The organism is Weissella uvarum (assembly GCF_016908785.1).
Classification (GTDB): Bacteria; Bacillota; Bacilli; order Lactobacillales; family Lactobacillaceae; genus Weissella; species Weissella uvarum.
On sequence record NZ_JAFBEO010000006.1, the window covers coordinates 12,477 to 38,040 of the forward strand.

General features: G+C 37.2%; 24 protein-coding genes. 3 read left to right on the top strand and 21 right to left on the bottom strand.

The window, feature by feature from the left end; translation table 11 throughout:
* The first annotated feature begins 19 nt into the window (after positions 1–19).
* Both JOC36_RS07095 and JOC36_RS07100 read left to right on the top strand, forming a co-directional pair.
* Complete coding sequence (locus JOC36_RS07095; protein ID WP_205145800.1) at positions 20–1,300, top strand: hypothetical protein; 1,281 nt, start codon at positions 20–22, stop codon at positions 1,298–1,300.
* 15 nt (positions 1,301–1,315) lie between these two features.
* A complete protein-coding gene (locus JOC36_RS07100) occupies positions 1,316–2,305 on the top strand; it encodes a hypothetical protein (RefSeq protein WP_205145801.1) in 990 nt (329 codons plus the stop codon).
* Between the two features lie 29 nt (positions 2,306–2,334).
* On the opposite strand, the gene JOC36_RS07105 is transcribed toward JOC36_RS07100, so the two are convergent.
* The 21 genes from JOC36_RS07105 to JOC36_RS07200 all read right to left on the bottom strand — a co-directional run bounded on the left by JOC36_RS07105 (position 2,335) and on the right by JOC36_RS07200 (position 22,710).
* Positions 2,335–2,832, bottom strand: a complete 498-nt coding sequence (locus tag JOC36_RS07105; protein ID WP_205145802.1) for a hypothetical protein — start codon at positions 2,830–2,832, stop codon at positions 2,335–2,337.
* Positions 2,832–5,933, bottom strand: coding sequence for a TrbL/VirB6 family protein (locus tag JOC36_RS07110; RefSeq protein WP_205145803.1), 3,102 nt, complete (start codon positions 5,931–5,933; stop codon positions 2,832–2,834). Before JOC36_RS07110 ends, JOC36_RS07105 begins: the two co-directional genes overlap by 1 nt.
* Positions 5,926–6,438 carry a hypothetical protein gene (locus tag JOC36_RS07115; RefSeq protein WP_205145804.1) on the bottom strand — a complete coding sequence of 171 codons (513 nt, stop codon included), beginning with the start codon at positions 6,436–6,438 and terminating at the stop codon, positions 5,926–5,928. Before JOC36_RS07115 ends, JOC36_RS07110 begins: the two co-directional genes overlap by 8 nt.
* The gene (locus JOC36_RS07120; protein ID WP_205145805.1) at positions 6,413–8,596 is read right to left on the bottom strand and encodes a hypothetical protein; all 2,184 of its coding nucleotides are present in this window, start codon (positions 8,594–8,596) and stop codon (positions 6,413–6,415) included. Before JOC36_RS07120 ends, JOC36_RS07115 begins: the two co-directional genes overlap by 26 nt.
* Position 8,597: 1 nt before the next feature.
* The gene (locus JOC36_RS07125; RefSeq protein WP_205145806.1) at positions 8,598–9,614 is read right to left on the bottom strand and encodes a hypothetical protein; all 1,017 of its coding nucleotides are present in this window, start codon (positions 9,612–9,614) and stop codon (positions 8,598–8,600) included.
* 76 nt (positions 9,615–9,690) lie between these two features.
* Positions 9,691–10,962: a hypothetical protein gene (locus JOC36_RS07130; protein ID WP_205145807.1), complete on the bottom strand. Its 1,272-nt coding sequence runs from the start codon at positions 10,960–10,962 to the stop codon at positions 9,691–9,693.
* Positions 10,949–13,279 (bottom strand): preprotein translocase subunit SecA, encoded by a 2,331-nt coding sequence (locus tag JOC36_RS07135; protein ID WP_205145808.1) that lies wholly within the window; start codon positions 13,277–13,279, stop codon positions 10,949–10,951. The genes JOC36_RS07130 and JOC36_RS07135 overlap by 14 nt, the downstream gene beginning before the upstream one ends.
* A 225-nt stretch (positions 13,280–13,504) precedes the next feature.
* The gene (locus JOC36_RS07140; RefSeq protein ID WP_205145809.1) at positions 13,505–13,957 is read right to left on the bottom strand and encodes a hypothetical protein; all 453 of its coding nucleotides are present in this window, start codon (positions 13,955–13,957) and stop codon (positions 13,505–13,507) included.
* The gene (locus JOC36_RS08795) at positions 13,957–14,088 is read right to left on the bottom strand and encodes a hypothetical protein (RefSeq protein WP_275585867.1); all 132 of its coding nucleotides are present in this window, start codon (positions 14,086–14,088) and stop codon (positions 13,957–13,959) included. Before JOC36_RS08795 ends, JOC36_RS07140 begins: the two co-directional genes overlap by 1 nt.
* Positions 14,089–14,381: 293 nt before the next feature.
* The gene (locus tag JOC36_RS07145) at positions 14,382–15,428 is read right to left on the bottom strand and encodes a C40 family peptidase (RefSeq protein ID WP_205145810.1); all 1,047 of its coding nucleotides are present in this window, start codon (positions 15,426–15,428) and stop codon (positions 14,382–14,384) included.
* Between the two features lie 108 nt (positions 15,429–15,536).
* Complete coding sequence (locus JOC36_RS07150) at positions 15,537–15,731, bottom strand: hypothetical protein (protein ID WP_205145811.1); 195 nt, start codon at positions 15,729–15,731, stop codon at positions 15,537–15,539.
* Positions 15,732–15,795: 64 nt separating this feature from the next.
* Positions 15,796–16,938, bottom strand: a complete 1,143-nt coding sequence (locus JOC36_RS07155; protein ID WP_205145812.1) for a DUF3854 domain-containing protein — start codon at positions 16,936–16,938, stop codon at positions 15,796–15,798.
* Positions 16,939–17,048: 110 nt separating this feature from the next.
* A complete protein-coding gene (locus JOC36_RS07160) occupies positions 17,049–17,954 on the bottom strand; it encodes a hypothetical protein (protein ID WP_205145813.1) in 906 nt (301 codons plus the stop codon).
* A 37-nt stretch (positions 17,955–17,991) separates the two neighbouring features.
* Positions 17,992–18,390 (bottom strand): hypothetical protein, encoded by a 399-nt coding sequence (locus tag JOC36_RS07165; RefSeq protein ID WP_205145814.1) that lies wholly within the window; start codon positions 18,388–18,390, stop codon positions 17,992–17,994.
* Positions 18,391–18,484: 94 nt separating this feature from the next.
* The gene (locus JOC36_RS07170) at positions 18,485–18,817 is read right to left on the bottom strand and encodes a hypothetical protein (protein WP_205145815.1); all 333 of its coding nucleotides are present in this window, start codon (positions 18,815–18,817) and stop codon (positions 18,485–18,487) included.
* Positions 18,818–18,907: 90 nt separating this feature from the next.
* Complete coding sequence (locus tag JOC36_RS07175) at positions 18,908–19,090, bottom strand: hypothetical protein (RefSeq protein ID WP_205145816.1); 183 nt, start codon at positions 19,088–19,090, stop codon at positions 18,908–18,910.
* Positions 19,091–19,141: 51 nt separating this feature from the next.
* Positions 19,142–19,840 (bottom strand): hypothetical protein, encoded by a 699-nt coding sequence (locus JOC36_RS07180; RefSeq protein WP_205145817.1) that lies wholly within the window; start codon positions 19,838–19,840, stop codon positions 19,142–19,144.
* A 26-nt stretch (positions 19,841–19,866) separates the two neighbouring features.
* Positions 19,867–20,712, bottom strand: coding sequence for a hypothetical protein (locus JOC36_RS07185; protein WP_205145818.1), 846 nt, complete (start codon positions 20,710–20,712; stop codon positions 19,867–19,869).
* A 90-nt stretch (positions 20,713–20,802) separates the two neighbouring features.
* Positions 20,803–21,657: a hypothetical protein gene (locus tag JOC36_RS07190; protein WP_205145819.1), complete on the bottom strand. Its 855-nt coding sequence runs from the start codon at positions 21,655–21,657 to the stop codon at positions 20,803–20,805.
* Positions 21,658–21,712: 55 nt separating this feature from the next.
* Positions 21,713–22,288 (bottom strand): hypothetical protein, encoded by a 576-nt coding sequence (locus JOC36_RS07195; RefSeq protein ID WP_205145820.1) that lies wholly within the window; start codon positions 22,286–22,288, stop codon positions 21,713–21,715.
* Positions 22,289–22,350: 62 nt separating this feature from the next.
* On the bottom strand, positions 22,351–22,710 hold the full coding sequence (locus tag JOC36_RS07200; protein ID WP_205145821.1) for a hypothetical protein: 360 nt from the start codon (positions 22,708–22,710) through the stop codon (positions 22,351–22,353).
* 1,608 nt (positions 22,711–24,318) lie between these two features.
* Here JOC36_RS07200 and JOC36_RS07205 point away from each other — a divergent pair.
* The gene (locus JOC36_RS07205; protein ID WP_205145822.1) at positions 24,319–25,524 is read left to right on the top strand and encodes a RepB family plasmid replication initiator protein; all 1,206 of its coding nucleotides are present in this window, start codon (positions 24,319–24,321) and stop codon (positions 25,522–25,524) included.
* Positions 25,525–25,564 lie beyond the last annotated feature (40 nt).

A 25,564-nucleotide genomic window follows, 5' to 3' on the forward strand; every position in this document is an offset into this window, starting at 1 on the left:
TAGAAAGGTACTGACAACAATGCAATACGGTAAAAGCGTCTTCCAACAAATTACATATACGCCAAGACTTGATAACGTGCCTGGGCTACCGATCGCTTCTACCAAAATTGTTATTGGAAATGTACTGTCTAGCTTCACAGACTTCTTTAATCACGTCAGCTATCAAGCAAAGTTAAAGTTTGAAAGAGAACTGTCTACTCAAATTCTTAAGACCTCACGTTCAATGGTCACCAATCAGGAGATGACGCTTAACTTCTTAAATGACGTGACACAAGACACTAGTAGTTATCTGCCCATCAACGGCTTTTACTTCTGTGCGACTGATTTAAACCTTATGATGGAATATTTGGCCATTAAATTGCGTGATTACGTACAGGACATCACCTTTGAAGGTCAAATCATCTTCGACCCAGATATCGTTAATATGTCTTTTGACGAATTCTTCGATATCTCTTATGAACTCAGCTATTTCGCACGACGTAACAGAGAGTTCTACCAAGAGATGTTTAATTTAGTCAAATATGCTCTTGCTGGCTATACAGGTATCGTTCTATCAAACGATAACCATTCAGCGGTAGAACAATACCTCTCACGTGCTGTATTTGCGATGACACAAGCTGCACTTGATGTTACTCAACTCTTTTACTGCAACGATGAAAAGTACCGTGTTAATCACGATGAGCAACTGCTAACGCTAGAAGAAAAAGTAGACATCGTTAGCTTTAGCTTCTCTACCGTTAACCTTAGCTTTTGGCCACACTTCTCATATGTATACGTTGATAATGATGATCATTCTCACCGTGTGAATGAAGAGGCGTACCTAGATCCTTTTAGTATGTTTGAGGCTAAGGACAAAAAACGTCTTATGCAGTACTACTCACCTGATTTAGTAACTAGAGACTTCAAGTCACTCAATATTTTGGCCAATTTTAAAACACTAAAGGTTCGTGCTCAAATCAACCACAACGCGGACATGATGGCCCATAAGAACGACCCCTCACTAGATAACCTAGTTGTCGCAATTGATTTAGAAAAAGATTCTGACGAACAAATCGCTCAATCTATTCTTGGCCTACTTACATTCAACTTCTCTATCAAGGAAATTTCTGAGGCCTTGGGTCTATCAAGATACAAAATCAACAAGTATCTCACTACACAATTTGGTGACCTAAATATTGATGAGATGATTAACCAGAATGGGGATGCATCAATACGTGCATTAACCATTAATCTACTAAACCGTGCGGACATTAGTGATCTAAACATCACCAAGCTGTACGAATCTACAACCGCGCGTTAAAGAAAGGACTTCCTAATGAACGATTCCATCCAAAAATTCCAACCCATGATGCCAGGGCTATATGCTTCGACTCTAGATTCAAAACTACACGCGTTGCTAGATAAATTTAATGCTGACAAGCAACTAAAGTTTCTAAAAGATGGTTTGAAACAAATTATTGCCTCAACTGACAGTGAATATGAATTGGGTGCGATTAACAAAAGCTCTGACTACATCTTTAAGAATAATCTTATGCCTACTTCGTTGACCTACGCTAAGGCAATGGGAACCTTTGAAGTCTTCCAAATCATGTTGGACGCTATTCAAAATTCCATATTCGTTAAACCGATTAATGAAAAAAATGAAAAGGGCAAGACTATCCTATTCCCACTAGTTGAGCCTGTCGTATCACGTGAAGACTTTTGGAATGAGGAAGGTCAACTGGACAGCATCCAAAACCAATTTGTACGTGAAAACAAAGAAACAATCAGTAAACTCATAGTTTCTGCGTTAACAGATTTCACACGGCGCGATGGCAGTGTTTACCTACGTTCAAATTTGATTGACTTTAATATGCTAGATGAGTCTTTAAAATTGATGTATCTTCAACTACTCTCATTGTTGCAAACAATGGACAGTATCAGTGCTCTCATTCAGTCAGACTTGGTACGCAAACAAGACGAAACCAACACAGAAAAAGTATTTAAAGCAATCAATGAAACCCTTTCAAAGACGATTCAATCACCTTTGGACCCTCAATCAGCATCGATGATCATTAACCCCACGGAAAACGCTTCAATTCACACTATCTTCCAGGAACCTGATGCTATCAAAAAACTACTAAATACTATCGCTCAGTCCAAAGATGCAATTATCCTTAATGATTATCCTATGTTCGTTTCAAACGACTTAAACATCGATTCTAGCCAATTAGAACCAACCACATTTGATGTCTTACAAACGGAAAATCAGGCATTCACTTACAACAACATAATCCTTTCTGCAATTGCATCGATGTCTATGTAAAAAGGCAGGGCCAATATTGGCCCTGCCTTTTATTTATTATGGTCCATAATTTCGTGATGCAAACTCATCATTTGATTGATTACATCCCCATCGGTTGATTTAAAGTCATCATTTATTTTCTTGGCCTCAATAAAGGTCGGCTGTATATCTTTGTGGATCCAGCGCTTATAAATATTGACCAACGTATTATAGATATCAAGTAAGAACAAGGCATATCCACCAAAAACTAAGGCTAAGACTGTTCTGAGGAAAACTTTAAAAAACTTCGCAACTCTAAATGCAAGAAATGAATCAAACACAGAATAAACATTAAAGTTAGTGTCCAGCTTGTCTCTAACCAAGATAGCAAATTCACTTGAACCATCTACTTGTGATGGAAAACAAGCATATCTAATTGCTGGTAGCAATAGGAAAGCAGTTGAAACATAAAAGTCGGTGTGAAAAAATAAATAACCAATAAAAACACTTAGTATACAGCCCACAAGGACTACTCCATTGATAAATCTTAAATTCTCACTAACTGACATTAAACATCTCCTGATGGAAACGGCTCAATATCACGCTTGATATCACGTAACGTAAATCCAGAAATACTATCATCAATCGGTATGCTAAATTCACCCGAAATATCGCTAGAAAGTCCTTTAACATAATTCTGTAGAGGGCCGTCATTTCCTAATGACAAATCATGATTATCAAGCTTAGTTGGCCGGCTCAAGTCTAGGCGGAAGTTAGAGTCTCCAATATTAAGTGGAACATCTAGCTCTTCACCATATTCATGAAAATCTGGCATCGTATACATGACGGGTGACAAGCGTTGAACTTGTCCAGTCGCGTGATTCTTACCATAAACATAGGAACCAGCCTCTGTGAAACGCATACCAAAGTCATCGAAATTGTCCTGTACCTGTTGGATGTTGTTAAATGAAAGAGATCCATTGTCTACAGACGCGCCAACCGGGGTATAAGCAGCCGATGGTATATCTGTGCTATCCAACAATGCGTTAAACATCTCTGAATTTCCTAATGGTCGTGTTGCATTCGCACTACCACCAACTGTAGGTGAATAGAACTTAGCCACTGCTGGCGACCCATCTGCTACGGTTGGTATTTGAACACCAGTCTCAGGATGGTAAGCCAACGGTTGAATAATTGTCTCTCCATTTTCTAGGCCTGGATTTCCTTTTCCCATACGTGAAAGTGGTTGTAGAACACTGCTACTGTCTTCACCTACCAACTGTGTTCCTTGATTAGTCTGGACAGCCATAAGCTTGCCATTCTGGCCAGCAAAATCAGCAATGTTTCCCATGCCTAATTGAGTTGGAACAGGTCTTGATATTTCTGTTTTGACCCAGTTATCAGCAGGTGGTTCAGTTTGTTCTACTAATGAATCAAAATAACCAGGGTCTTGCATGCCAGGTTCAGGCGGATTATTTTGCACTGATGACTTGTTTAAGTATGATTTCAACAAATCATCAGCATTAACGGCATCCTTTTCTTGATTAGGAATGTCTTTATTGATTGGATTGAAAGGCTTCTCATCATCTTTAGGAACAATATCATCCCATTTTTGATCTTCAATACTCTTATCATATCCACCATAGCCTGAATTCTTATCACGGTAGCGATTAAACGGACTCGTGTTACCATTTCGTCGTTTCATCATCTTATGGCCCATATAAGCCCCTGCAAGCCTTGAATCACCACTACCAAGTGCTGTCAGAGCAAATGTACCTAAAGCGTCAATTGCGCCACTATCACGCATCGCATCCTTGGTCTTCTTTAAGCCATTCCCTGCCTTCTTAAAGGCTTCAGCTCTTCTTTCTTTAGCAGAATCAGATTGCAAATCCTGTAACTTACTGCGCGTCATCATACCAACTTTTTGGCTGGCCTTTTTAGGATCTTTAATGGCTGCGCCTAATGACTTCATTCCAGTCTTCATTGTTCCCTTTGCCAGGATACCTGCCGTGCCTTTTCCAGCACCAGCGGCCGCTAATCCTCCTCCACCAGAGGCTGCAAGAGAAAGACCGCCAGTTGCAACCGCTGCACCTGCAGCAGCAGCCGCTAAACCAGTAACCATAAGTGACTGAGAACCCTTGGAATATGCTTGATTCATCACTCCAGATGGCAATCCAATTAACTCTTGAATACTTGAGATAATGGGCTTATATACGAACAAAGCAAAGATGATGATAATGCCACCAACAAATCCATTTACCTTTGCGGTAGTTACACCTTCAATCAAGATGACTACTATTCCAAATCCCAAAGCTTGAACTGTTTGGAAAAGCAATGTTCCGGCCATCTCCTTGATCCATGCTCCAGTTCGACCTCTACTCATATTCAGTCCTGCCAAAGACAACATGATTGGTCCAATTGAGTACAACCAGATAAAGGTGATTGCACGCGCCAAAAACTGGAAATAAATAGATGCAATAAGCCCCAACACAACTAGGAAGATTGCAATAAGGATAATGATTCCACCCACATTGACCTCAGGGAAACCATCGGTATTGAACATAATCTTCCACAATGAGGTACCCGACAAAACATGTTGCGCTGCATCCAATAGATTACCCTTGCCTACATCTATTGTCTTCATCAAATCAAGCACAAACACAAACAGAATTGCCTGAATACGAATACAACAAAACATTATTGGCTGATAGAAATAAGTGGCAACAATCATTATCAAACTATAATAAGCGTTATCTAAGAACTCGCCTTTATCCTTCGGACTATTGATGATTCCACTCTTTATCAATTGGTAACCTTGAATAAAGATAATAATAGCCAGAACTGTTCCCGCTAGCGGGGTAATACCCGCAACAAATTTAGACGTTAATTGGCCATAAGATTTAACTAGATCTTTCTGCCCCAAAGGCCCAAATATTGTGATAAATGGGTCAGCTGTAAGCTTATCTACAGCATCCAAACCGCCGTCTTTCGTGGATATATAATCACTAAGATAAATAATCTTACTAACACTAAAGAAACTCAAAAAGCCATTGACGTTAGACATCCCCGGTAAATAAAACCCAAGAACACCTTTCATGATATTTTGTACGGGGTCTGGTAAATCAAACTTCCAGGCCCCTTTCAATTCCTTAACAGCTTTATCTGTTTCTTTTTTGGTTTTCTTTTTATTTTCTTTTACCTTCTTATCGCTCTTTTTCTTATCGTCCTTATATTTATCCTTGGTCTTCTTTTCTAGCTTATCAGCTTCATCATTTAGCTTTTTTGCCTTCTTCTTATCCCAAAGTTGCTCGGCATGCTTGGCCTGTCGTCTCTTGGAATTAATCTCAATATTGCCTTTGAGCTTTTGAGCTTCTGGTTGCATCTTCGCGTTCAAATTAGAAACTCCGCCCTTAAGTTGAGACCAAGTCACTTCACCAAGAGGCTTTACTAACTTTGAACCCTGAATAATATATTTACCTGCCTGTCCCAAAGGCGTTATTGGATGATAACCAACAGGTGGAACAGGCATGGCTGCCTCTTGCATTGAAACAGTTGTCGTCGCTTCAACTGGTGGTTGTTCTTTTGAATTCCCCGCCATAAATGACAATGAAAAAACAATTGGAATAATGAAAAAAAGTGGCATCCACCCCAATAACTTAGATTTACTCACCTTGGTCACCACCTAATTCTGATTTAACTCTCTCACTATTAGGCTTCATATGACCAATTTCACGGTTTTCAGAATCTGCGAAAATTAGCGTTGGATACTTCGGCATGCCATCTGAATATGAGTTCCACGAATCAACAAAAAGCTCTGCAGTTTTATACATAATTTTATTCTGTTGCTCAACACTAATATCAGTGTTCTGACTATCATAAGGAATAGTGACTACAAAGGCATCTTCTTTCTTAACATATGTCAAACCGAACTGTGCATCGCTGTTAATACCAAAATTTCCTTTATGAATTAACTGGTTAGTAGTTGTAATAAACTCTTCTGCAGGTTTACGTTGTTTATCAGGCACTTTATTTAAATTCTCTGTGCTGACCTCTGAAACCTGATTATTGGCTTTTTTCGCGTTATTAGACACCCCCATGAAAAACCCAACCAAACAAACGATTAATATCACAATAGTGATAATGATTGGCTTAGAACGCTTCTTGATCCATTTCATCGGAACTATCTCTCCTTCCCTCATTAGATTCAAAGATTTTCAGTTCTTCAGCTGTCGGGTTAGTTTTAAAAGGTACCGTACGGCCTGATCCAGAAATAAGCACACCTGTCCCTGGTTCCTGACCAGAACTCAAAAACTCAGTAACACCTTCGCTAATCCCAATTTCTTGTTGTAGCAAACTAGTTTCAGCTTCGGCAGTCTTAAAGAGTACATATTGTCCGGTATTCACAAGTAGCCCTTGGGCTGCCTTATTATCTTTCAGGCTTGCATAGTCCTGAATAGCCCAATTAATACCCGCTTCATACTTACGAGATTCACGAATCATCTTTGAAAGCATCTTCATGAAGGTTGGGTCATCAGTATTTTTCAATACTTCGTCTAAATATATAGATTTGTGAATATAAGAGTTTTTCGCTGCTGTAATGTATCGATACCAAACATTGTACATAAGCAAGTTTTCAACCACCCGCATAGTAGATGCATCTTTAGCTAACGGTGAAATATCAAACACTACCAAGCGGTTTTGACTCAAATTATCAAAGTCTATCGTGCCTTGACCATCAAATATGCCATCTAGGTTATCCCGGATAGCTTCTTCAATCCGAATCACATTGTTACTCAAAACAGTCTCATCAGAATCGGCAAATCCTTTTTGAACTTGGTTTTGTTCAATCAACTTCGCATGTAATTCAGATAATGTAATTTCCGGCTTTTTTGGATGCTCATAGAGCACTCCATTAACCATGATTGCGTCATTTTGATACAAACTATCAGGGTTACTCCGGATTTCACGTTCGTTCAACAAAGTTTCCATCGCTGTATTAATTGCTGTCATTTCACCAATAGATAGCTCATTCCCTGGACCCGCTAAATTGATAACTAGTGATTGAATAAAGTCTACAACCGCCGCCTTAGTCCCCTTCTTATCGAAATTTTGGATGAACTCTTTAACAAAGGTTTCCCCAGTGCTTTCATCCATAAATTGAATTGGAACAATCTTTCTAGCAGCATTTGGTGTACTGTAGCGTCGTTCTACTTCCTCAACCGTCATATCATTAGCCTCAGCATATCGCTCAATAGGTTCTTCGACTAATTGATAAGCAATTGGATTAATAGTTTCACGGCTATCTTCTTCTGATGGATCCACACGCACAACACGCGCGCCTACTGACCGTGCAGTATGCACATATTCACCAACACTATCGATAACCATGCCAGCTTCGTTTGTCAGTAAGTAGTTTCGACGCATCTTTAACTTCATGTACAAAGACTTACCAGACCCGGGCGGTCCAATTGTCGCAACATTATAGTTCTCGTTTTCTGGACCAAACACGGATTGATGAACTAACGGTTCACTGGGTACAGCTAAACTAATACCAACAATGATGCCCCCATCTCCAGCACCGCTATCCAAACGTCCCATATCTAGAACAGATAATGCAGTCAAATCCAAACGACGATATGTAGGCTCATTTTCATCCATTTCCAACATAACCGGTGCTGAGGCTTTAAAACCGGTCCCTAGGTTCATTTCATAGCCTTTTAGAATAATATTCCTATCACTAAGTATCTTCTCCAACTTGCGCATGAGGATTCTTGTTTCACGGGTGTTCTTCCCAACCGATTGGAAATTCAAACTAACATCAAAAATACGATTAGTTCCACTTTCCAGTTCCTGCATCATCGCATCAATGTTATTTACTAATCGTTCTGTATCATTTCCATTAGCGTCTAAGCCTTTCTCGGCTTCCTTAATGGCTTGGACCTTCGCTGTTGTTCGTTCTGACTTTAAAGTACGCCTAGCAAACTGATTAGACACAGGATGAATCGACATACTAATGCCATAACCCAAAGATTGTATTTCCGGAAAAATATCAGCAGTCAAACGTGCTGGAAACGATTTAGGACTTGCAAAAGCATCCATGGCAAAATAACGTTTTGCCGGTGTTTCTTTAACAACAACAAAATCTTCTTCAGTTGAATCAAAGCCGATATAGTCGGGTGCAATCAGTTCTAAAACGGTAGTCCGTCCTAGTTCCTTGTCTGGAATACCGGTACTATCCAACATATCCATAAACAAGTCTTCTTGGTCAGTTCTATCGTTCTCTTGAGCTTCGTTTTGCTCATCCACGTCAGGTTTATATTCATTATCTGACATATTACTGGTTCTCCTTCTCACTTATTTTCTTCTTAGCTGCCGCTTGTTCACGTTGACGACGTTGTTTTTCTGCACTGTTTTGTGCGTATACAAAATCATTCATAAATTTCTGGATATTGATGGCTACTTCCTCATCTAAGCTACCCGTGGTCATTGAGGCATAATTCTCCGTCTTAATTAATTCACGGAAAGGCACCTCAATTGACTGTTCACGATTAAAGTACCGATACAAAACTTCTAGAATCCCAATATCATCCAACGGTTCAACATCCCGCCCAACTGCACTCTCCGCTTGACTCATCTGTTGAAACTGGATTCCTAAATCTTCTTTAGCACGTCTAGTCATGTTCTTAGCGCGTTCTACCTCATTTGTTTCATCCATATCTTCATCAGTGATATAGTCCGCTAATAAGATATAAACCTCAGACTCAAAATTCTCATTCTCCTGGTCATAAGATTTAAATTGCTCCAATAATTCTCGTGCCTGATCTGCATTCGTATGATTTCGTGCTCGTTTCTCTTCAGAAACAGAGAAGTCCTCTCGCTCAAAAGAACGCTTTATCTGTTCGTCAATTCCGTCATAGTATTCCGATTGGTCCTTTTTCAAAGGAATTGATACCAATTGGCCTTCTGATTGGATAATAGAAAACATTCTTGCTTGCGCTGCGATTGTGCCATTCCGCATGTCCGCTGTCTGCAACACAGGATTTGATGGCATCAATTTAGCCATCCCGACAAATTTTTTGACTTCCTCTGATTCATTAAAAATCATCAATCCATCTCTAATCGCAACCAGGTTCATCTCACGGAACAATTCCGCAAAAGGCTCAAAATCCTCAAAATGTGAATCATCATCTGTGATTGGATCCACCTCTGGTTCATCATCTTCCTCGTCTTCCTCATCATCGGGACTAAATATTTTAAAAATGAAATAGATTAAAACAATTAATGCAAGGACTCCACCCGCAAATAACAATCTATGCTGACTAATAAATTCAACAATCCATGAAATATTCATTATTCTCTCCTCCTAATTTTCTATTTCATTTTATCTGGTATTGCAGAATTTTATGGCAAATCAAAAAAAGCCCACTTTACGTGGACTTCGTGATTTTTTTATTAATAATTCCAGTTAAATGTCGGTAGATATCTTGATATCCAATAACAATAATAAACAAATTAGAGCCAATGTAACCAAGCGCACTTGGTAAAGCGAAATACTTAACCAAGATTAATGGAACACCAGCAATTAATGTGACAATAAGAGCTCCAGATACGTCTAATCGCAATATTTGCCCTCGGATATATCTAGCCGTATCATCACCTAATGCGATACCAGCAATATAAGTTGATTGCTTCTCCAAGTTATCTTGTAAATCAGGTACATTCATTTGAATGAACGAATACAAAAAGGTACCTAAGAATACAACCACCAAATACAATGCAATGCTTTCCCATGTTTGCATACCTAAATATTGGTCAATCAATACAGATGGAATGACAACACTAAAAGTACTTGAGACAAATTGAAGTATCATTTGAATTAATGTAAACAACATCCCTGCGAAAATAATAGGCATAACCCCTGTCAAGCTGACCTTGAATGGCAATACTGCCTTATCAACCAAATCAATCCGCTGCTTAGCCAATACTATACGATAGTGCTTTTCTAGCATTTGAAACTCTGCCACAATAAACAATCCAACTAGCATAAAGAGTACACAGTAGAGCAAGAATGACATATCTTTTGATGTGATCTTTGATTCTTGAATCAAGTTAACATATCCAGCTAAAATACCAACAATCATTATGATTGCACTACCGTTTCCTAAGCCAAAGCGGTTAATCATTGTCGTGAACCAAATTAGAATACAATATCCGGCCATCAGAACACCAAACAATTCCAGTTTCAATGGAAGTGAATCAGTCCCAGCAAATGCCATAAAGCTCGCAAAAAGAATCGCTAGCACCATACCCACATAATGAGTTAGTTGTGATAAGCGCTTCTTTCCCAGATGACCCATCTTCGTTAAATCGGTCAGATGAGTACTAACACCCTTTTGCAAAATTTGCACAAAAATTTGCGCCGTCACATACGGTGCAATACCAATTGCTACTATAGACTGTTGAGTTATCCCATTTATGCCAAAAACATTCAACATCTGCGACAACCCCAGGTAATTACCATACAGTTCTTTCAATGGTGTAACACCAGGCAAAGACATGCCGATCATAAATGAATATGTAACGACAACTAATAAGGTTACCAAAAGTCGTACAGATAATGTCCACAATCGTTTCAGGTCTTTATTGTCTGATACCGTTTGCAGTGTCGCTGCTCCCGAAACTTTATTAAACATGCTCATACCCTTTCTCCATTAATACTCGGCTTAAAATCGCTACAAATACGTCTAAACTCATATACTTTTTTGCATCAGCATAGAGCTCATTACCAAGCTCCTCAAATTTCAAGAAAGGATTATATTGCGCATGAGCCTGTAACTGCACACTCTGTTTTAAGACCTCTAACTTCATTAACAAATACATCCAGCTTCTATCAATATAATTCAACTCAATATCCTTTAACTCTTGTTGCCCAACTGAATAGTCAACAAACCTATCGATATAGTTTGAAATTAAGTCGTGAAGTTCAGCCTTAGCATCACGATGAATTGATGAAAACGCTGCTTTACTTGGTTTTTGATTATTTAACCGTAAATATTTTACTAACCATTTTCGGCCTCGTACACTAGCATTATTATAGGCTGCATCAAAACTTTCCTGATTAGACAACATTTCATCAATCGCCTGATCCAAAAAGGCATCAAAACTATCTTGGAAGTTTTCATCGTGCAGTACTTTATTACGGATACGATAAAAATCATCTCGATATCCTTTGACAATATCATCAAACCTGTCAGAGGTTTTCCGCGTATCAACATCTTTGCTTTCAATATATTTTTGATAACCCAAGGCACGATGAATTTTAATGCGTGAAGTAATTTCATGTCCTTGGTTATTATCTTTACGCTGATTTTTATATTTGAACTTTGAAAACTGATAGCTTTCTAGCTTGTCAAAGACCTCATCATCTAAAGAGACGAACATTTGACTTGTACCTGGTTGGCCCTGTCTTCCAGCACGTCCCTTTAACTGATCATCAATACGTTTACTAGAACTCATATCAGCCGCAATGACTGCAAGACCACCCTCAGCCTCAGCTACTACGTCAATTTTGATATCAGTACCACGCCCGGCCATATTAGTAGCTACTGTGACTGAACCAACCCGACCAGCAAGTTTGACAATGGTTTCTTCCATGTCCTTCTTTTCGGCATTTAACAAATATGAATAAATTCTATTTTGTTCAAGCACCTTTTGAATTTGCTCACTCTCCTCGACGTTACCAACTCCAATCAATACTGGTCTACCGGCATCGGATAGCTTTTTTACCTCTGCAACGATAGCGTCATATTTAGATTGTCTATTAGAAAACAGTCTAGTTGCTAAATCCTTTCGTTGGATTCTTTTATTCGTTGGAATCTTGACGACACCAAGATGATATAAGTCTTTAAATTCTTTCTTCGATGACATCATTGTTCCTGACATGCCCGTTAGGAACTTATACTTATTAAATAATGCTTCATAAGTGATTGATCCACTCGTTAACTGGTCATTCTTAATTTCCAATTTTTCTTTAGCTTCTAATGCAACATGTAACCCTTCTGAATAACGCTGCCCTTGAGTGATTCGGCCAGTTTTATCGCTAACCAGTTGAATTTCACCATTCTTAACAACATATTGATGCCCTTTTTGCATATTAAAATGAGCAGACAACGCATTTACAATCAAATGCATTATGTACTTATCCGTTGACTTATCTGAAAACAAGTTCGTACTCTGAAATCTCTTTTGAGCTTTCTTGATACCAGATTCTGTTAGAACAGTTGTATCGCTGGCTTTATCAACAATAAAATCATTGACTCGCAAGCCTGAGACAAACATATCAACAGCTTTAACATCAGCTGCCTTAGTAGAATCGTCGTCAAGACCAATAATCAAAGGAACAACTGCTTGGTCCAAAAAGATGTTGTCCGCTTCATCAACAATTGCACATTCAAATTTTAAGCCTGATTGATTCTTAGGGTCTTTAATCCAAACATTATCCTTTAGATAATCAAATCCTACTGCTTCACTAGTTGCATACATTACATCTGCCAAATAAGCATTTTGTTTTTCTGTAATATCATGCTGACTTGAATTAAGAGACACAGACACACCTAACTTCTCTAATAAAGCTCCACATTCAATACGGTCTCGTTTCGCTAGATAATCATTAACAGTAATGATATGAACATGATCACCCTCTATCACTCTGAACAGTGCCGTAAATAACGCTGTCAGTGTCTTACCTTCACCTGTTTTCATCTCAATTAGATTGCCGTTTGCCATTTCTAACGCAGCCTGCAATTGAACTTTGTGTGGCGTAAATCCTAATTCATTCTTGATATGTACATAAAGTATCGCAAACGTGTGTGTCAATCGGTCAATTCGATTTTGATAACCTTTAACCTCGACCAAAAATCCACGTAATTGTTCAATAGTACATCCACTATAAACATCATCAATTAATTTATCGATTTTCTTTAACGTCTTTTGCGTCTGAAAATTAATAATCTCCATTATCCCTCGCCTCTAATCTTTAAAAATTGGATTAACTAGGGTTAACTGATAAATAATGAAACATACCAGAGCAATCGACACCCCAAAATTAAACCAATCCCCTATCGTATATAGCTTGTACACAATAACCAACATCGCCGGTAATTCAAACATGTACATTAACCACGCTACAACTGATAAGGGATTTATTTTTAAATGAACTTTCTTTGCAACCATATTGAATAACTAGTTATGGTCAATGACAGGCTGCTTAAATTGATCCAGCAAGCTCACCATAATAACGCCAATCATCGCTGTCGGTCTACTACTAAATTCTTGAAATTCCGTAGAGTCTTCCTTCTCTTTCAAAATCTCAAATTCATCCTTATATTGATTTACTGCCATCGTACAAATATGTTCAATAGCTCTATTCATACGGACATTCAGCGCAACCGCCCGTAAATTATCTTCTGGAAAGTACTCCCTAGGCACTGAAATTCTATAAATATATTCTCTACTTTCAACAGTCTTACGCATACTATTAACTAAGTACGCAAGAGACATTGATACTTGCATATGAAGATTGTCCTTCTCCACACTATCTTTCATAAGATATTGTGCTTTCATGCCAGTCACACAGGCTTCAAACAGTGCAAAATTATCCTTTGTGATAGACACCTCTACATTCAACTTCGGCATTATAATCCTCCTACTACCCATATAACTGCTACTGTACTAACTAATCCAACCAAAATTGAAAAGTTGATAATCAATTGCCTCTTCATGCTTGGCATTTTGTACTTCGCATAATCTGCTTTTAATTTCTTCATCACTTTCTCCTACATATTGCTCGTCAAAAAAAAGAACGCCAAAATTAATAAGAACATCATAAAGTCTTTCGACAATAGAATTTTACTTATTGAGTCAAAACTTAAATTACCCCTAAAAAGCTTTATAGACATGGCTTCTTCTTGATTTGGCGCATTGAAAAAAGTTATCAACAAAATTGCGCTTATAATAATTAAAGATATTAATTTGAACATGTTTAAATTATACAACAGTTTTCCGTGCGCTATTTTTTATTTTTAGAGTACAAAAAAAGCCGCTTTATCGCGGCTAATTCTTATCCTAAACTACCAGCATAACTAGGCATAAAGCCAGCTGAGATTGTCTCAACACGAACGTTATATCCAAAAGTAGGCGCTGCAACGTATTGATTATTACCAATGTAGATTGCCACGTGATGTGCATTACTTCCAGTTTCATCCCAGAACAACAAGTCTCCAGGTTGAGCATCCTTTACGGCTATCTTTTGAAATACTTTCGATTGTTCCTGTGAAGTACGTGGCACTCCTGCCCCGACTGCATTACCAAATACATATTGAACTAGGCCAGAACAGTCCATACCGCTCATTGATTCTCCACCCCACACATATGGAATATTTTTAGTCGTCAGGTTCAATGCCATCTTAACAATTGCATTTCTTTGAGCACTATCCGTTTTTACACCACCAGTAACCGCTGTATTACCCTCGCCTGTTGTAGTTGGTGCACCATTTGAAGTCAACAAACCATCATTTGGATCCATAGTTGCTTCCGTTGCATTTTCCTTAGACAACTTGTCTACATTCACAACCAATGTCATATCTTTTTTCAAAGCATTGAAATCTGCTTTAGGATTCAACTTCTTAACTGTTGCCTCATCAGTACTATAGCGTTGTGCGATACTTTTTAAGGTGTCGCCCTCCTTGACAGGGACACGAACCAAGGGCTGCTTTCGGCCTTTAGGCGTTTCATATCCAAGGAAAAGCTTTTGACCCACATAGATCACATCTTGATTGGAAATTTTATTTAATTCCATTAAACGTTCAATTGACACATGATGTCGTTGTGCAATTTTAGAAAGTGAATCATTAGCTTTAACAGTATAGATGCGTTTGCGACCCTTTTGTACCTCAATATCTTCACCAACAGTTAACTTATGGTCATTATCGATACCGTTTTCAGCTACAATATTTTGTACCTTAGCCCCATAGCGGTTAGCAATCTTCTTAACTGAATCATTTTGCTTAACCTCAATTTTATCTGCTGATGCCTCGGTCTGGTTAAAAGCGACTACACCTGTCGCTGCACTAGCAACTGCTAGTGACACGTTTACTTTGCTCGACATAATCTTCTCCTTTTTAAACTATGTCTATAAGTATAAAGGCTAATATTTTTTCTTTGTTAAAAACAAAAAAAGCACAATTCTTAAAGAATTGCGCCTCTGCTTATTCAATTAATCAACAGGTTGTAAATTCGGGATAGGTGCTTGAATGTCTATATCTGATGCGTTTTCAATCCGAAAATCAACATCTACACCAGTTTCTACCTCATCCGCAAATACGTTCTGAACTTTTAATTGAGCTAATAACTTATTTTTCATGAGCATAATCAAAACCCGACTATGCCCACTACTCAATGTAGAGAACATAGCCGGATATTTCCGACAAGATAGACTTAACTATCCACGTCCTCTACAAAGAGTCCTTTCAATTTTAAATTTCAACAATCTCAGGTAAGTAACCGTTATTCAACAAATCATCCAATCCCTTACCATTTTCGATGTTCCAAGTAGCTTTCTTAACTGTATAGCCCTCTTCCTTAAGCAACTTCACCAAAGCATTAAGTGAATTCCGTACTTGCTCTTTTTCAATATCAACATCAAAAGCAACAATTACTGACTTTACCTGCATCCGCTTTAGCATCTCAAGGAATAATTTATAACTACCAGTTCCTGCGATAGCTAATGAAACAAATCCATTCTTTAACAATGTGTCATCACCTTGGAAGTAACGCTCTAGAACCTTTTCAGTAATAATATCACCTTTGAGGCCCCCTTCTGTTAGCCAAGCGCTATCTGAAACTAAATGCTTGCCACCTTTAATATCATTAATCATTGGTGAGTAAACGGAAACGTTTACGTTTAAGCGATTAGCTACAGTGGATCCTGCTACCTGGCCAGCAGTTGAAACCCAGCGATACTTACTACCGTCTTCCTTTGGATGATCAAGATCACGAATTTGCAATCCAATAATCTCTTGACGTTCATTGCGATAAGGAACTAATAATGCTTCAAAAGGACCATCATGCTTTTCAATCATCCCTTTAATAGCACTCCAGCAAAACTTAACTCGCCATTCACCATTCATCTTAACCTTTGAAAAGCCTGGCACACCTCGCCAGATATTTGAATCTTTATCATATCCTGCTCGCTCAAATACATCGTCCCACTGGATTAATGCAGTATCTGGTATAACTGAGGCGTATTGCTTTGCTGCAATGGCCTCCTCTGTTAACCCTCTACGCAATAAGTCCTGCTTTGTTCTTTCAGCTAGTCCAAGTTCCTGCAGTACGATACGATAGACAACATCAAGTTGCTTATCGCTTGCAGTCTTAACATCATAGGTTTTTTTAGGTTCAGGCAAATTAGTTGTTACTTCGCCTTCTAATTTGTGATAAGGCCGTCCATAATCATTAATAACACGTTCACAGCGAACAGTATTAGTTTCTGGACAATAAACACACCAATCATCATGACCACATATTGGGCATGGTTGTTTAAACTCATACCATAGCAAATCACTAGTTGGGTTAATTTGCTTACCTCTGTTTGAAATTCTTAATCCATTAATTTCCATCAATTTTCTTGAGCAAGTAACCCAATTAGGTTTGCTCTCTCCTTTCATCATTATCCGCCTGATGTCTCTTATTTCTATATTGAAACAAGAAACATTGATTCAACAATATATTAGACTGCCTTGGTTGAGCCGTCTTTTTCTAACTGAATAAAATCAACACTCAAGATATTATTCAATTTTTCGTCTGCACTAACTGCCATACTATCTAATTCATTCAAAGCATCTAAGTCATCCAATCCATCAACATTATCGGTCTGATTAGATTGATCCATATCATCCGCAATAAAGGCTGGTGTCGGTTTAATAGTTTCAGTCTCTTCAACAATTTGAATTTTCCTCAACTTCTCTCGAATTGACTTTCCAACAGTTTGATAAAGTTCTAATTCATTAGCGAAATTACGTTTCTGACTTACTTCCTCTTTTATTTTAGAAACAAAGTCAAATGCTGTCCGCTTATCAACAGAATTCTCATCATCGAAAAATCCACTTTGAACAAGAAATTGCTTGGCTACGGTCATAATAGCCTGTTTTACATGCTTAACCTCTTCAACCATGGTATTTTCTTGCTCTACAGCCTGTTCTTCAGCTTGATTAGCTTGTCTATTTAACAACCTTTGCTTAATTTCCTCAGGCTTAGACCAAAGCTCAAATCCTATCCCTGTCAGTTCCGCAGTGCTCTTAACAAAAGCACGTGCATAAGCAGTCTGAATGTTTTGAGCTGTTGGATTTCTAGTATCCAATGGATAAGGCTGAGTTCGTTCATTTCCATTTGCCTTCACTGTAGTAATAACATAAGCATTACCAAATTGATCTTGTTCAACTGGTCCGCGTGAAAATTGAAAATCTTCCAACGTGTCATTAGCTATTACATATACATCAGTCCAAGCCGCATAGACAGAAGTGAATCCATTAGCTTCTTCCTTGATCTTCGCATGTGGTGCAAGTAGTTCCTTTTTTAAATTCTCACTAAATTCCTTTATCGGTGCATCCGCAACAAATACTCTCTCATTCAACATTATCTGTCCTCTTTCATCAATTTTTCCAACTTCGATCTTAATGACCACTATAAAAATTATCTATAACATTTTCAGCTATTTCGTTATAACTGTGTGGTTCTGCCCACAAAGTCATACGAGAACCATCTAAAGACGCAGATTCACGCTTATTAAATTTAGACTTGCTAACCGCATACAATACATACTTTCCTTGTAACAAAACACTATTACGATAAGTACCAATTAGCGTCACATTCTCTAAATTTATCTGGTCATAACCCCAAGGTTCAACTGCAAATTCTTGATGCTCAACAGTCTTCATTTGATTAAACAAAGCAAGAACTAAATTTCGTTGTTCAACTGCATATTCATCTTCTGCATCTACTTGAACTAAGTCTTCCCCGTTCATCAATGCTACAAAGTCATTAAATTCATCATTACTTAGCTTAACAGTCATAATTTCTCTCCTCTTTCACCAATTTTTCTAGAAAAGTTTCGTAATAAAAAAGCGCCATGGCGGTGATTCTCAATGAAAATCTTTTATTATCTTGCTATTGACGTCGATAATAATCCCACACATCTTCAAAATAACTATTTATTCTTTCTATATCCGAAAAAGATAACAGTGTCGTTAATACATCGCCTCCGAAGCGACTTTCAATAATACCCTCTTCAGTATTTATGAAAGTACTTGGTCCACCGAGATCAATGAAAAAAAAGACAGATTCATAATTTCCGCGTAAGTTACTCGTTATTTTAGCTGTCTGATTAACTATGTCATCCGACGTGAACTCGTCAAATCCCTCATCAGTTTTCAATTGGTTAAGGATTTGCTTGTGCTTTTTATTGAATTCCTTTATTACATCATTATTTGTATTCATCATATCTATTTTCCTCTTTCAACAATGTTTATAACTTTCTAGTCGTTCAGATTTGCCATCAAATCTATAAATTCTAATTCATGGGCCCTGTTTTCAGTCAATGCTCAATGTTATATGTTCACCACAGTCTAATCGCATCTGCAAATCCCCAACTAAACGTTTAACATCTGCATCAGTTAAATCAATTTCACCATAATCATTCGTTGACCCAATAACTATTTCGTTATGTCCTTCCGAACAATTGTCGGTCCAACCAAAATATGAAATATCAGCCATAATTGCCTCTTTCAACAATGTTTATTAACTGCTATCCGCTGAGTTTGATTGCTAATTCATGAATTCCAATTCACGCACCATGTCTTCATGAGTCATGAAGTTTGGACTAGTCATGATTTTCACAACTCGGTTATAACGACTGTAAACTGCCTCTGCTAACTGTCCTGGCAGTCCAGCATTTACGTATTCAAACCGTGTATTTTTATAGTCTGCTTGCACGCAAAGCATGTCAGCTACTCGTTTATATGTTTCTGAATCAGACACATCTAGATTGCAGAGACTTGAAACATCTACATCAACCGTTGGGACAACAACATCATCTACTTCTTCATCCCCTGGTACATTCAATAAGATTGATTTGTCCCGGGAATCATAACTAATCTCGATGAACGATAAGTTATCCAAATAAGGGTGCTTTTGTTCTAATTCTTCCCAAGCCTTTTGGAAACTTTGACGATCAATAGCGAACTCTTGAGGTGATTCAACATATAACACTTGATCCATATCATTAGGAAATTGTTCGATTTCAAATTCTAGGTTGAAACCTTTGAATTTACCTGTGAGATACAAATTATGTTCATCACCGATTAATGCACCTTGATCATTAGTCCCCACATTACTAGTAGCCTTAAAAACAAGAACATCATTATCATTCTTTACTGCATCAGGCATAATCAATACACGCTGGTAGAACTCGTTAAATTCCAAAACTTCAACTGTTGCAACTACACTAATATCCTCATTAAACATATTCTTTATCCTCTCTCATCAATATCTCAAATCATCTCAATCAAATTTTCTTCTAAATAACTCCAAAATGATTGTGTGATTTCATCATAAATCGCAGCACTATGTCCTGGCTTTTGAAATTCCTCAAACATATTAAGGACATCTTGCTCAGTACCAGTACTAATAGCTTTATCTAAAGACTTCTCACGAATAAATTTCTCAATACTCTCAATATCAAGCGTATCCTGGTCAATGCCTAACCCGTGAACATTAAACTCTTTCATTTGTTCTAAGAAAGGCTGTTCATCCCAATAAGAATGTAACCAGTTAGCAAAAGTGTTTACCTTATCCTTTAAAACTAAGTAATTTCCATAATCTAGGCGATTTTTACCAGGTCTCAAATCTGCAATTGTTGATCCCTTTAAAATTGATTTTGGTGGAAACCATTCACGTCTCTCAAACAGTGAAGTACCAAACTTCACGTCAGTATAAAGCAAATCATTGCCACCAAATTTACATTCTTTATGGAAAGCAGTAGGAAAAGCAGTAACCTCTTGATACAAAATATCAAAGTTACGCTCGAATTCTTGCATATACAAGATTTCGTCTAGTTCCTTATTGAAATAAAGTTCAAATATCTCGCTAATATCGCTATCAAGAAGAGAAATCCCAAATCGTTTGACGCCATCAGCATTGTACTCGTCATATTCTAAATCAATTGCATAATCGTCTTCTGTGAAACCAAAGCCATTCTCATCTAAATAATAATTACCTCGGTTTTGACAAAAAGTACGTACAAAATCAACAATAAATAATTTTGTACCATCCTCACTCAGTTGTCCTTTATATGCTTGAATACAACGCGCTGCTAAACTACCTTCTACAATCTTCATTTTATTTATCCTCTTTCATCAATGTTCAAATATTCTAGCAATCAATACGCTTTACTCTTGAATAACATAAGTACTAATCAAGAGAACTAACTAATCTTCTTCCCAGGTATCTAAACAGTCTCTATTACCTACCATATCCGGTAAGTTAGTCTCTAGATAAGCCCAAAAAGAACGTTTAATATCATCCTCAGAAAACCCAAATTCTTTGGGATTCTTTACATAAGCTAATAATTGAAGAAGTTCTTTTTCAGTCCGTTCCGTCATTGCTTTAAAAGCAGCATCTTCTCGGAAAAAAATCTCAATATTTTTTTTGTAAATGTCCTCACGATTAATGTCCACACCATACAAATTGTATTTTCCCATTGCGGTAAAAAATGACAAAGGATTCCAACATGACCGAATCCATTCTCCAAATGAACAAACAATGTCCAAAACAATCATATAAATACCATGGTCAATGTATGGTTCATAACGTCGCAGGTCCTCAATCTCCATGCCTTTAGCTAAGTCTTCAGGAAACTGTGAAAAGAACACAACATGACTAGTACCAACTTTTGCTTCGGTAACAAGATCATCTCCACCAGCATAAGGCTGATTAAAAACACAGGGGAAAACTCCTCTTCCCTTTTCTGGATGGTCATACATAAAATCTTGCATATACAAGATTTCATCCATATTGTCATTAAAGTAAAAGTAATAGCTTTTGTTAATCCCTGGTAGATATACAGCAATACGGTTCACACCTTTTAAACTGGCTAATCCAAAAATTCTGTAGTCGTTTTCACTGAAATAATCATACCCATCCTCACTTTCGCAATATGGGCCAAGAAACTCATTGTAAGTACGTACTAAGTCTTTAATAAATGCGCACTCATCTTCCTGACCTAACTGCTGCTCATAACAAGCAACCAAACGCTGCGCTAAACTTCCATCTACAATTTTCATTATTATTTTCCTCTTTCATCAATCTTCAATCCAACCAACAATGTTGATTTAATAACTACTGATTCACATAGTCTTCTGCAGTTTCATAATCTTTTTGATACAAAAATACCCGTAATGATTTATGAATCTTAGCCAATTTCTTAGCATTAGATCCATTAACAATTACGGGTTTATCACTAGTATATGAACGTCCATGTGAATATTTAACAAAACGATAGCGACCATTGATTTTATCAATAAGAACATAGTGCTGTCGTTCCATCGTTAATGTAACCTTTTGCTTTCCCAAAAGAATATTAACGATTTCATGATGTACGTCCGAATCTGAGACTACACATATATGATTGTTAACCTCTTCAAACCACTCAGAGTGATTACGAATAACGGCCATTCTATCTTGTATATGTGATATAGGGCCAAACGATGCCTCACCACTAACAAAGTCTTCAACATAACCTATCAGGTACTCCTCAAATTCATTAGCTGAATTTAAACGTTCCGTATATTTATGCCGAATCAATTTGCCATAACGGTCCTTACTATTTTGAGAAGTATAAACAACTGTTAAATAGTGATAAGTAGAGTTTGGTGCCTGTCTAGGTTTAAATACATAGTAAGTTTTTCGTGTCATAGAAAATAAACCCCTCTTTCAACAATAATGGTGCAAAGCACATTACAACAATAAACGACTCGTTACTTATAGATCGCACTAATTAGAGCGTTCGTTAACCAATTACGGATACCAATAGAAAATACGCCGTATACCTGCTTTAAATCTTCGTTGACCAATTCTGTAAAATCTTTTTTCGTGATTTTAAAAGCTGGTCCAACATAGCTTTGGTTCATTTTGAACGTGTCGATAAAAATATCAATATCACCACGGTTCAAAATAAAACGTTTATCGCTTTTAAGTTGTTCTAGACGATAGATAACTAAAGAAAGACAAAGATTGTCTATCCCATTTTTAGCAGATAAGTTTGCTTGATGAACATCAAGCATAGAAACCTCATCTAAATTAGTGACATCTGAAATATCTTGCAACGGATTCAACATAAAAAATCTCCTTCTGTCCAATTGGACGCAACAATATTGCAAACAAAAAAAGGACATCGACTAATTTATCGGTCAGATAAATTGGTATCAATGTCCTTTGCTGAATGCAATATTAACAATGTAATTTAATAAGACTACTTGTCTTATATACAACAGAAACTTCTTCAGACTACTTGTCTGAATTAACAACAATACATGCACTACTGTGCAAACCAAATCTCAATTAAGAGATATAAACTAAACAAATCATGTTATTCAATAACAAGAAAATAATAGTATTGGATAACAAAAATTGATTTTAGCAATTTATTAGTGTAAAAGCAAGCTAAAAGCTTTACACGTTTTTAATGAGGTTAAATATTATATAAATTATATGAAATGAATTTGACCTTTTTCGTAACGTTCCGTTACGTGTTGCCTTTATTCATCCTGAATCCTCTTGATATAAGAATATAAGGATATAAATAGGCGAGAGGGTAAAACGCTCTGTGTTGGGTCTTAAGACGATTTTTAAGGGAAGAAAAGCGATGTAGACAACGAAAAAAAGCGATGTAGGCGACGAAAAAAAGCGATGTAGGGAACGAAGAAAAGCGATGTAGGCGACGAAGAAAAGCGATGTTAAGTGGGAAAAAAGTGCAACTTCAAATGGTGATGTATCTATTTCAAAGCATATTTAAAATAAATATGTATAGTATATAATTGTGCCTGTGTTCCACTTGTGTATCATCGATGAGAGTGGTAGTTCGTATTTTGTGTTTAGGTAGTGACCGCATTTTGTTCGTTGATCGCACCCGAAGTTTCGCTTTTTTCCCTCTACTTGATTTGGGTCTTTGAGGTTGCACTTTTTTCGTCGTATCTGTTTATCGAGAAAAATTTTCCTAACGAAAAATCCATTTAAAAGCATATAATGCCTTTGTAACAATGGTTTAGAGCTAATTTTGTCATTATAAATGATGAGTAAATAACTGATTGATTAAGTTGCACTTTTTTCCCTGGAGAGAAATAATCGATACTTTATATTTGAAAGCCTTAAAAGGTTGCACTTTTTTCGTTCGATTGCTTGTGCGCTATATTGCACTATATCACTCATGGACGAATATTGCCATCCGTTCGAGCCGATATTGTTTGTATCTAGTGACATTTTGCTGCTGTAAAAGTATTTAACTTTTGAAAATAGTTCTGAATAATCGAATAGGGAAATTTTCGATATTTTGATCAGTGAATACGAAAAATTGAGAAATCCGTTTTATTGATAGGATGAATTCATCTGTTTTTAAGGGGGAAGAAACAGGAGTGACAGTTATCAATTGGTGTCAAAGATAAGTGATTTTTGATGGATTTAGATGTTGAGAGGGAAAAAAGTGCAACTTTCTAGGGTGTTTTTGGGCTTTATAGGGAAAAGTTTGCAACTTTCACCTAAATGGAAGTTTTTTTCGCTCATTAGGCCTGATTGTGCTATCATTACTGTAAATAAAGATAGCTCTAGTACAGTTTTTTCGTCAGGAAAGCTTCATTGAATGACCGCATTTTTCCCTGGAAACAAAAGCAACCCTCGTACTGGCTATTTAGAATACATTAAATGCAAAGTACAGTGAAGGATATGTAAGCATGGCTGATGAAGAGAATTTAGAAGATAAAAACAACTTAACGCTTCTGGATGATATGTATGTGAAAGAAGGCAATGATTTAGTCACAGCTTATCCAGACATGAATTGGCAAGCAAGTAAGTTACTAGATCTTGCTATTGCAAATATAGATAAATCAGAATTGACAGCTGAGGCTGCAGAGAAGAATGCAGGCAAGGCAATTGAAGTCACTATTAAAAAACAGGCGCTATTTATTTACTTTGGACTAGATGATAATTCTTCAAAGAGTAAATTTAGTCGTTTGAAAGATAAGCTGAATACTGCCATCAAGGATGCTACTTTCGATATTCAGAAAGGTGAAGGAATTGGTAGCGTATTCTTGGATATGACGTATGGAACTAGGAATACACCAGACGTAAAAATTAGTTTGCACCCTAAGCTCCGCCCCTACTTAGCTTATCAAAAGAGTATTGGCTATACGCGGTATTTGGTTGCAGAAGAGGCTAAATTAAGTGGCGCACCTGTATTTTTCTATAAGCGAATTGTTATGCTATACAAGCAGTATGAACAATATGTTGGATCTAATAAGCGCACAAAAGAACAGTTAGATGCTATGCTGAATCCGTACTATGATATCGATGACCTTGCTAAGGCTGTTAACAAAAAAGGTAAATATAAGCGTAAGTATGACTTTTGGCGCTATGTTGTTGTACCTATGACAGAAGAGATCTCTAAAATCACACAGTACAATCTAGGTGCTGAACAAGTTAAAGATCGTGGTCAATTAATCGGTGTACAGTTTCATATTTCCTTGAAAAAGGATCATATCTTCGATGGTGCCCTACTTGAGGATGAAGATTTGGACATTAATGATGATGATCAGGTTAAAGACACATTCTTAAAGTCTAATTATACTGAACGTCTGGCTAGAGCAGGCATTATTACTACGAAAGAGATGTTTGATACTGAATTTGAACGGTCGATGTTAAAAGAGGTTTATCCATTGTATAAGCGGATTGCATCAATTAAACCTGAACAAGGTGATAATGCGGTATACGAACATATTTCTTATATTAAGAAATACAAGGAAGAACCTGATTCAAAGGGAAACCCAGTAAAGTATCTGAAGACGGCAGCAGAGCAATATATCAATCAATTAAGTAAGCCCGAACGGACTAAGGAATTTCAGGCCCTTATGAATGATTTGGTTTCATCAGGCTACATGTAAATAATAAAAAAGGCTGTGATACATTTTTTAATGTATCACA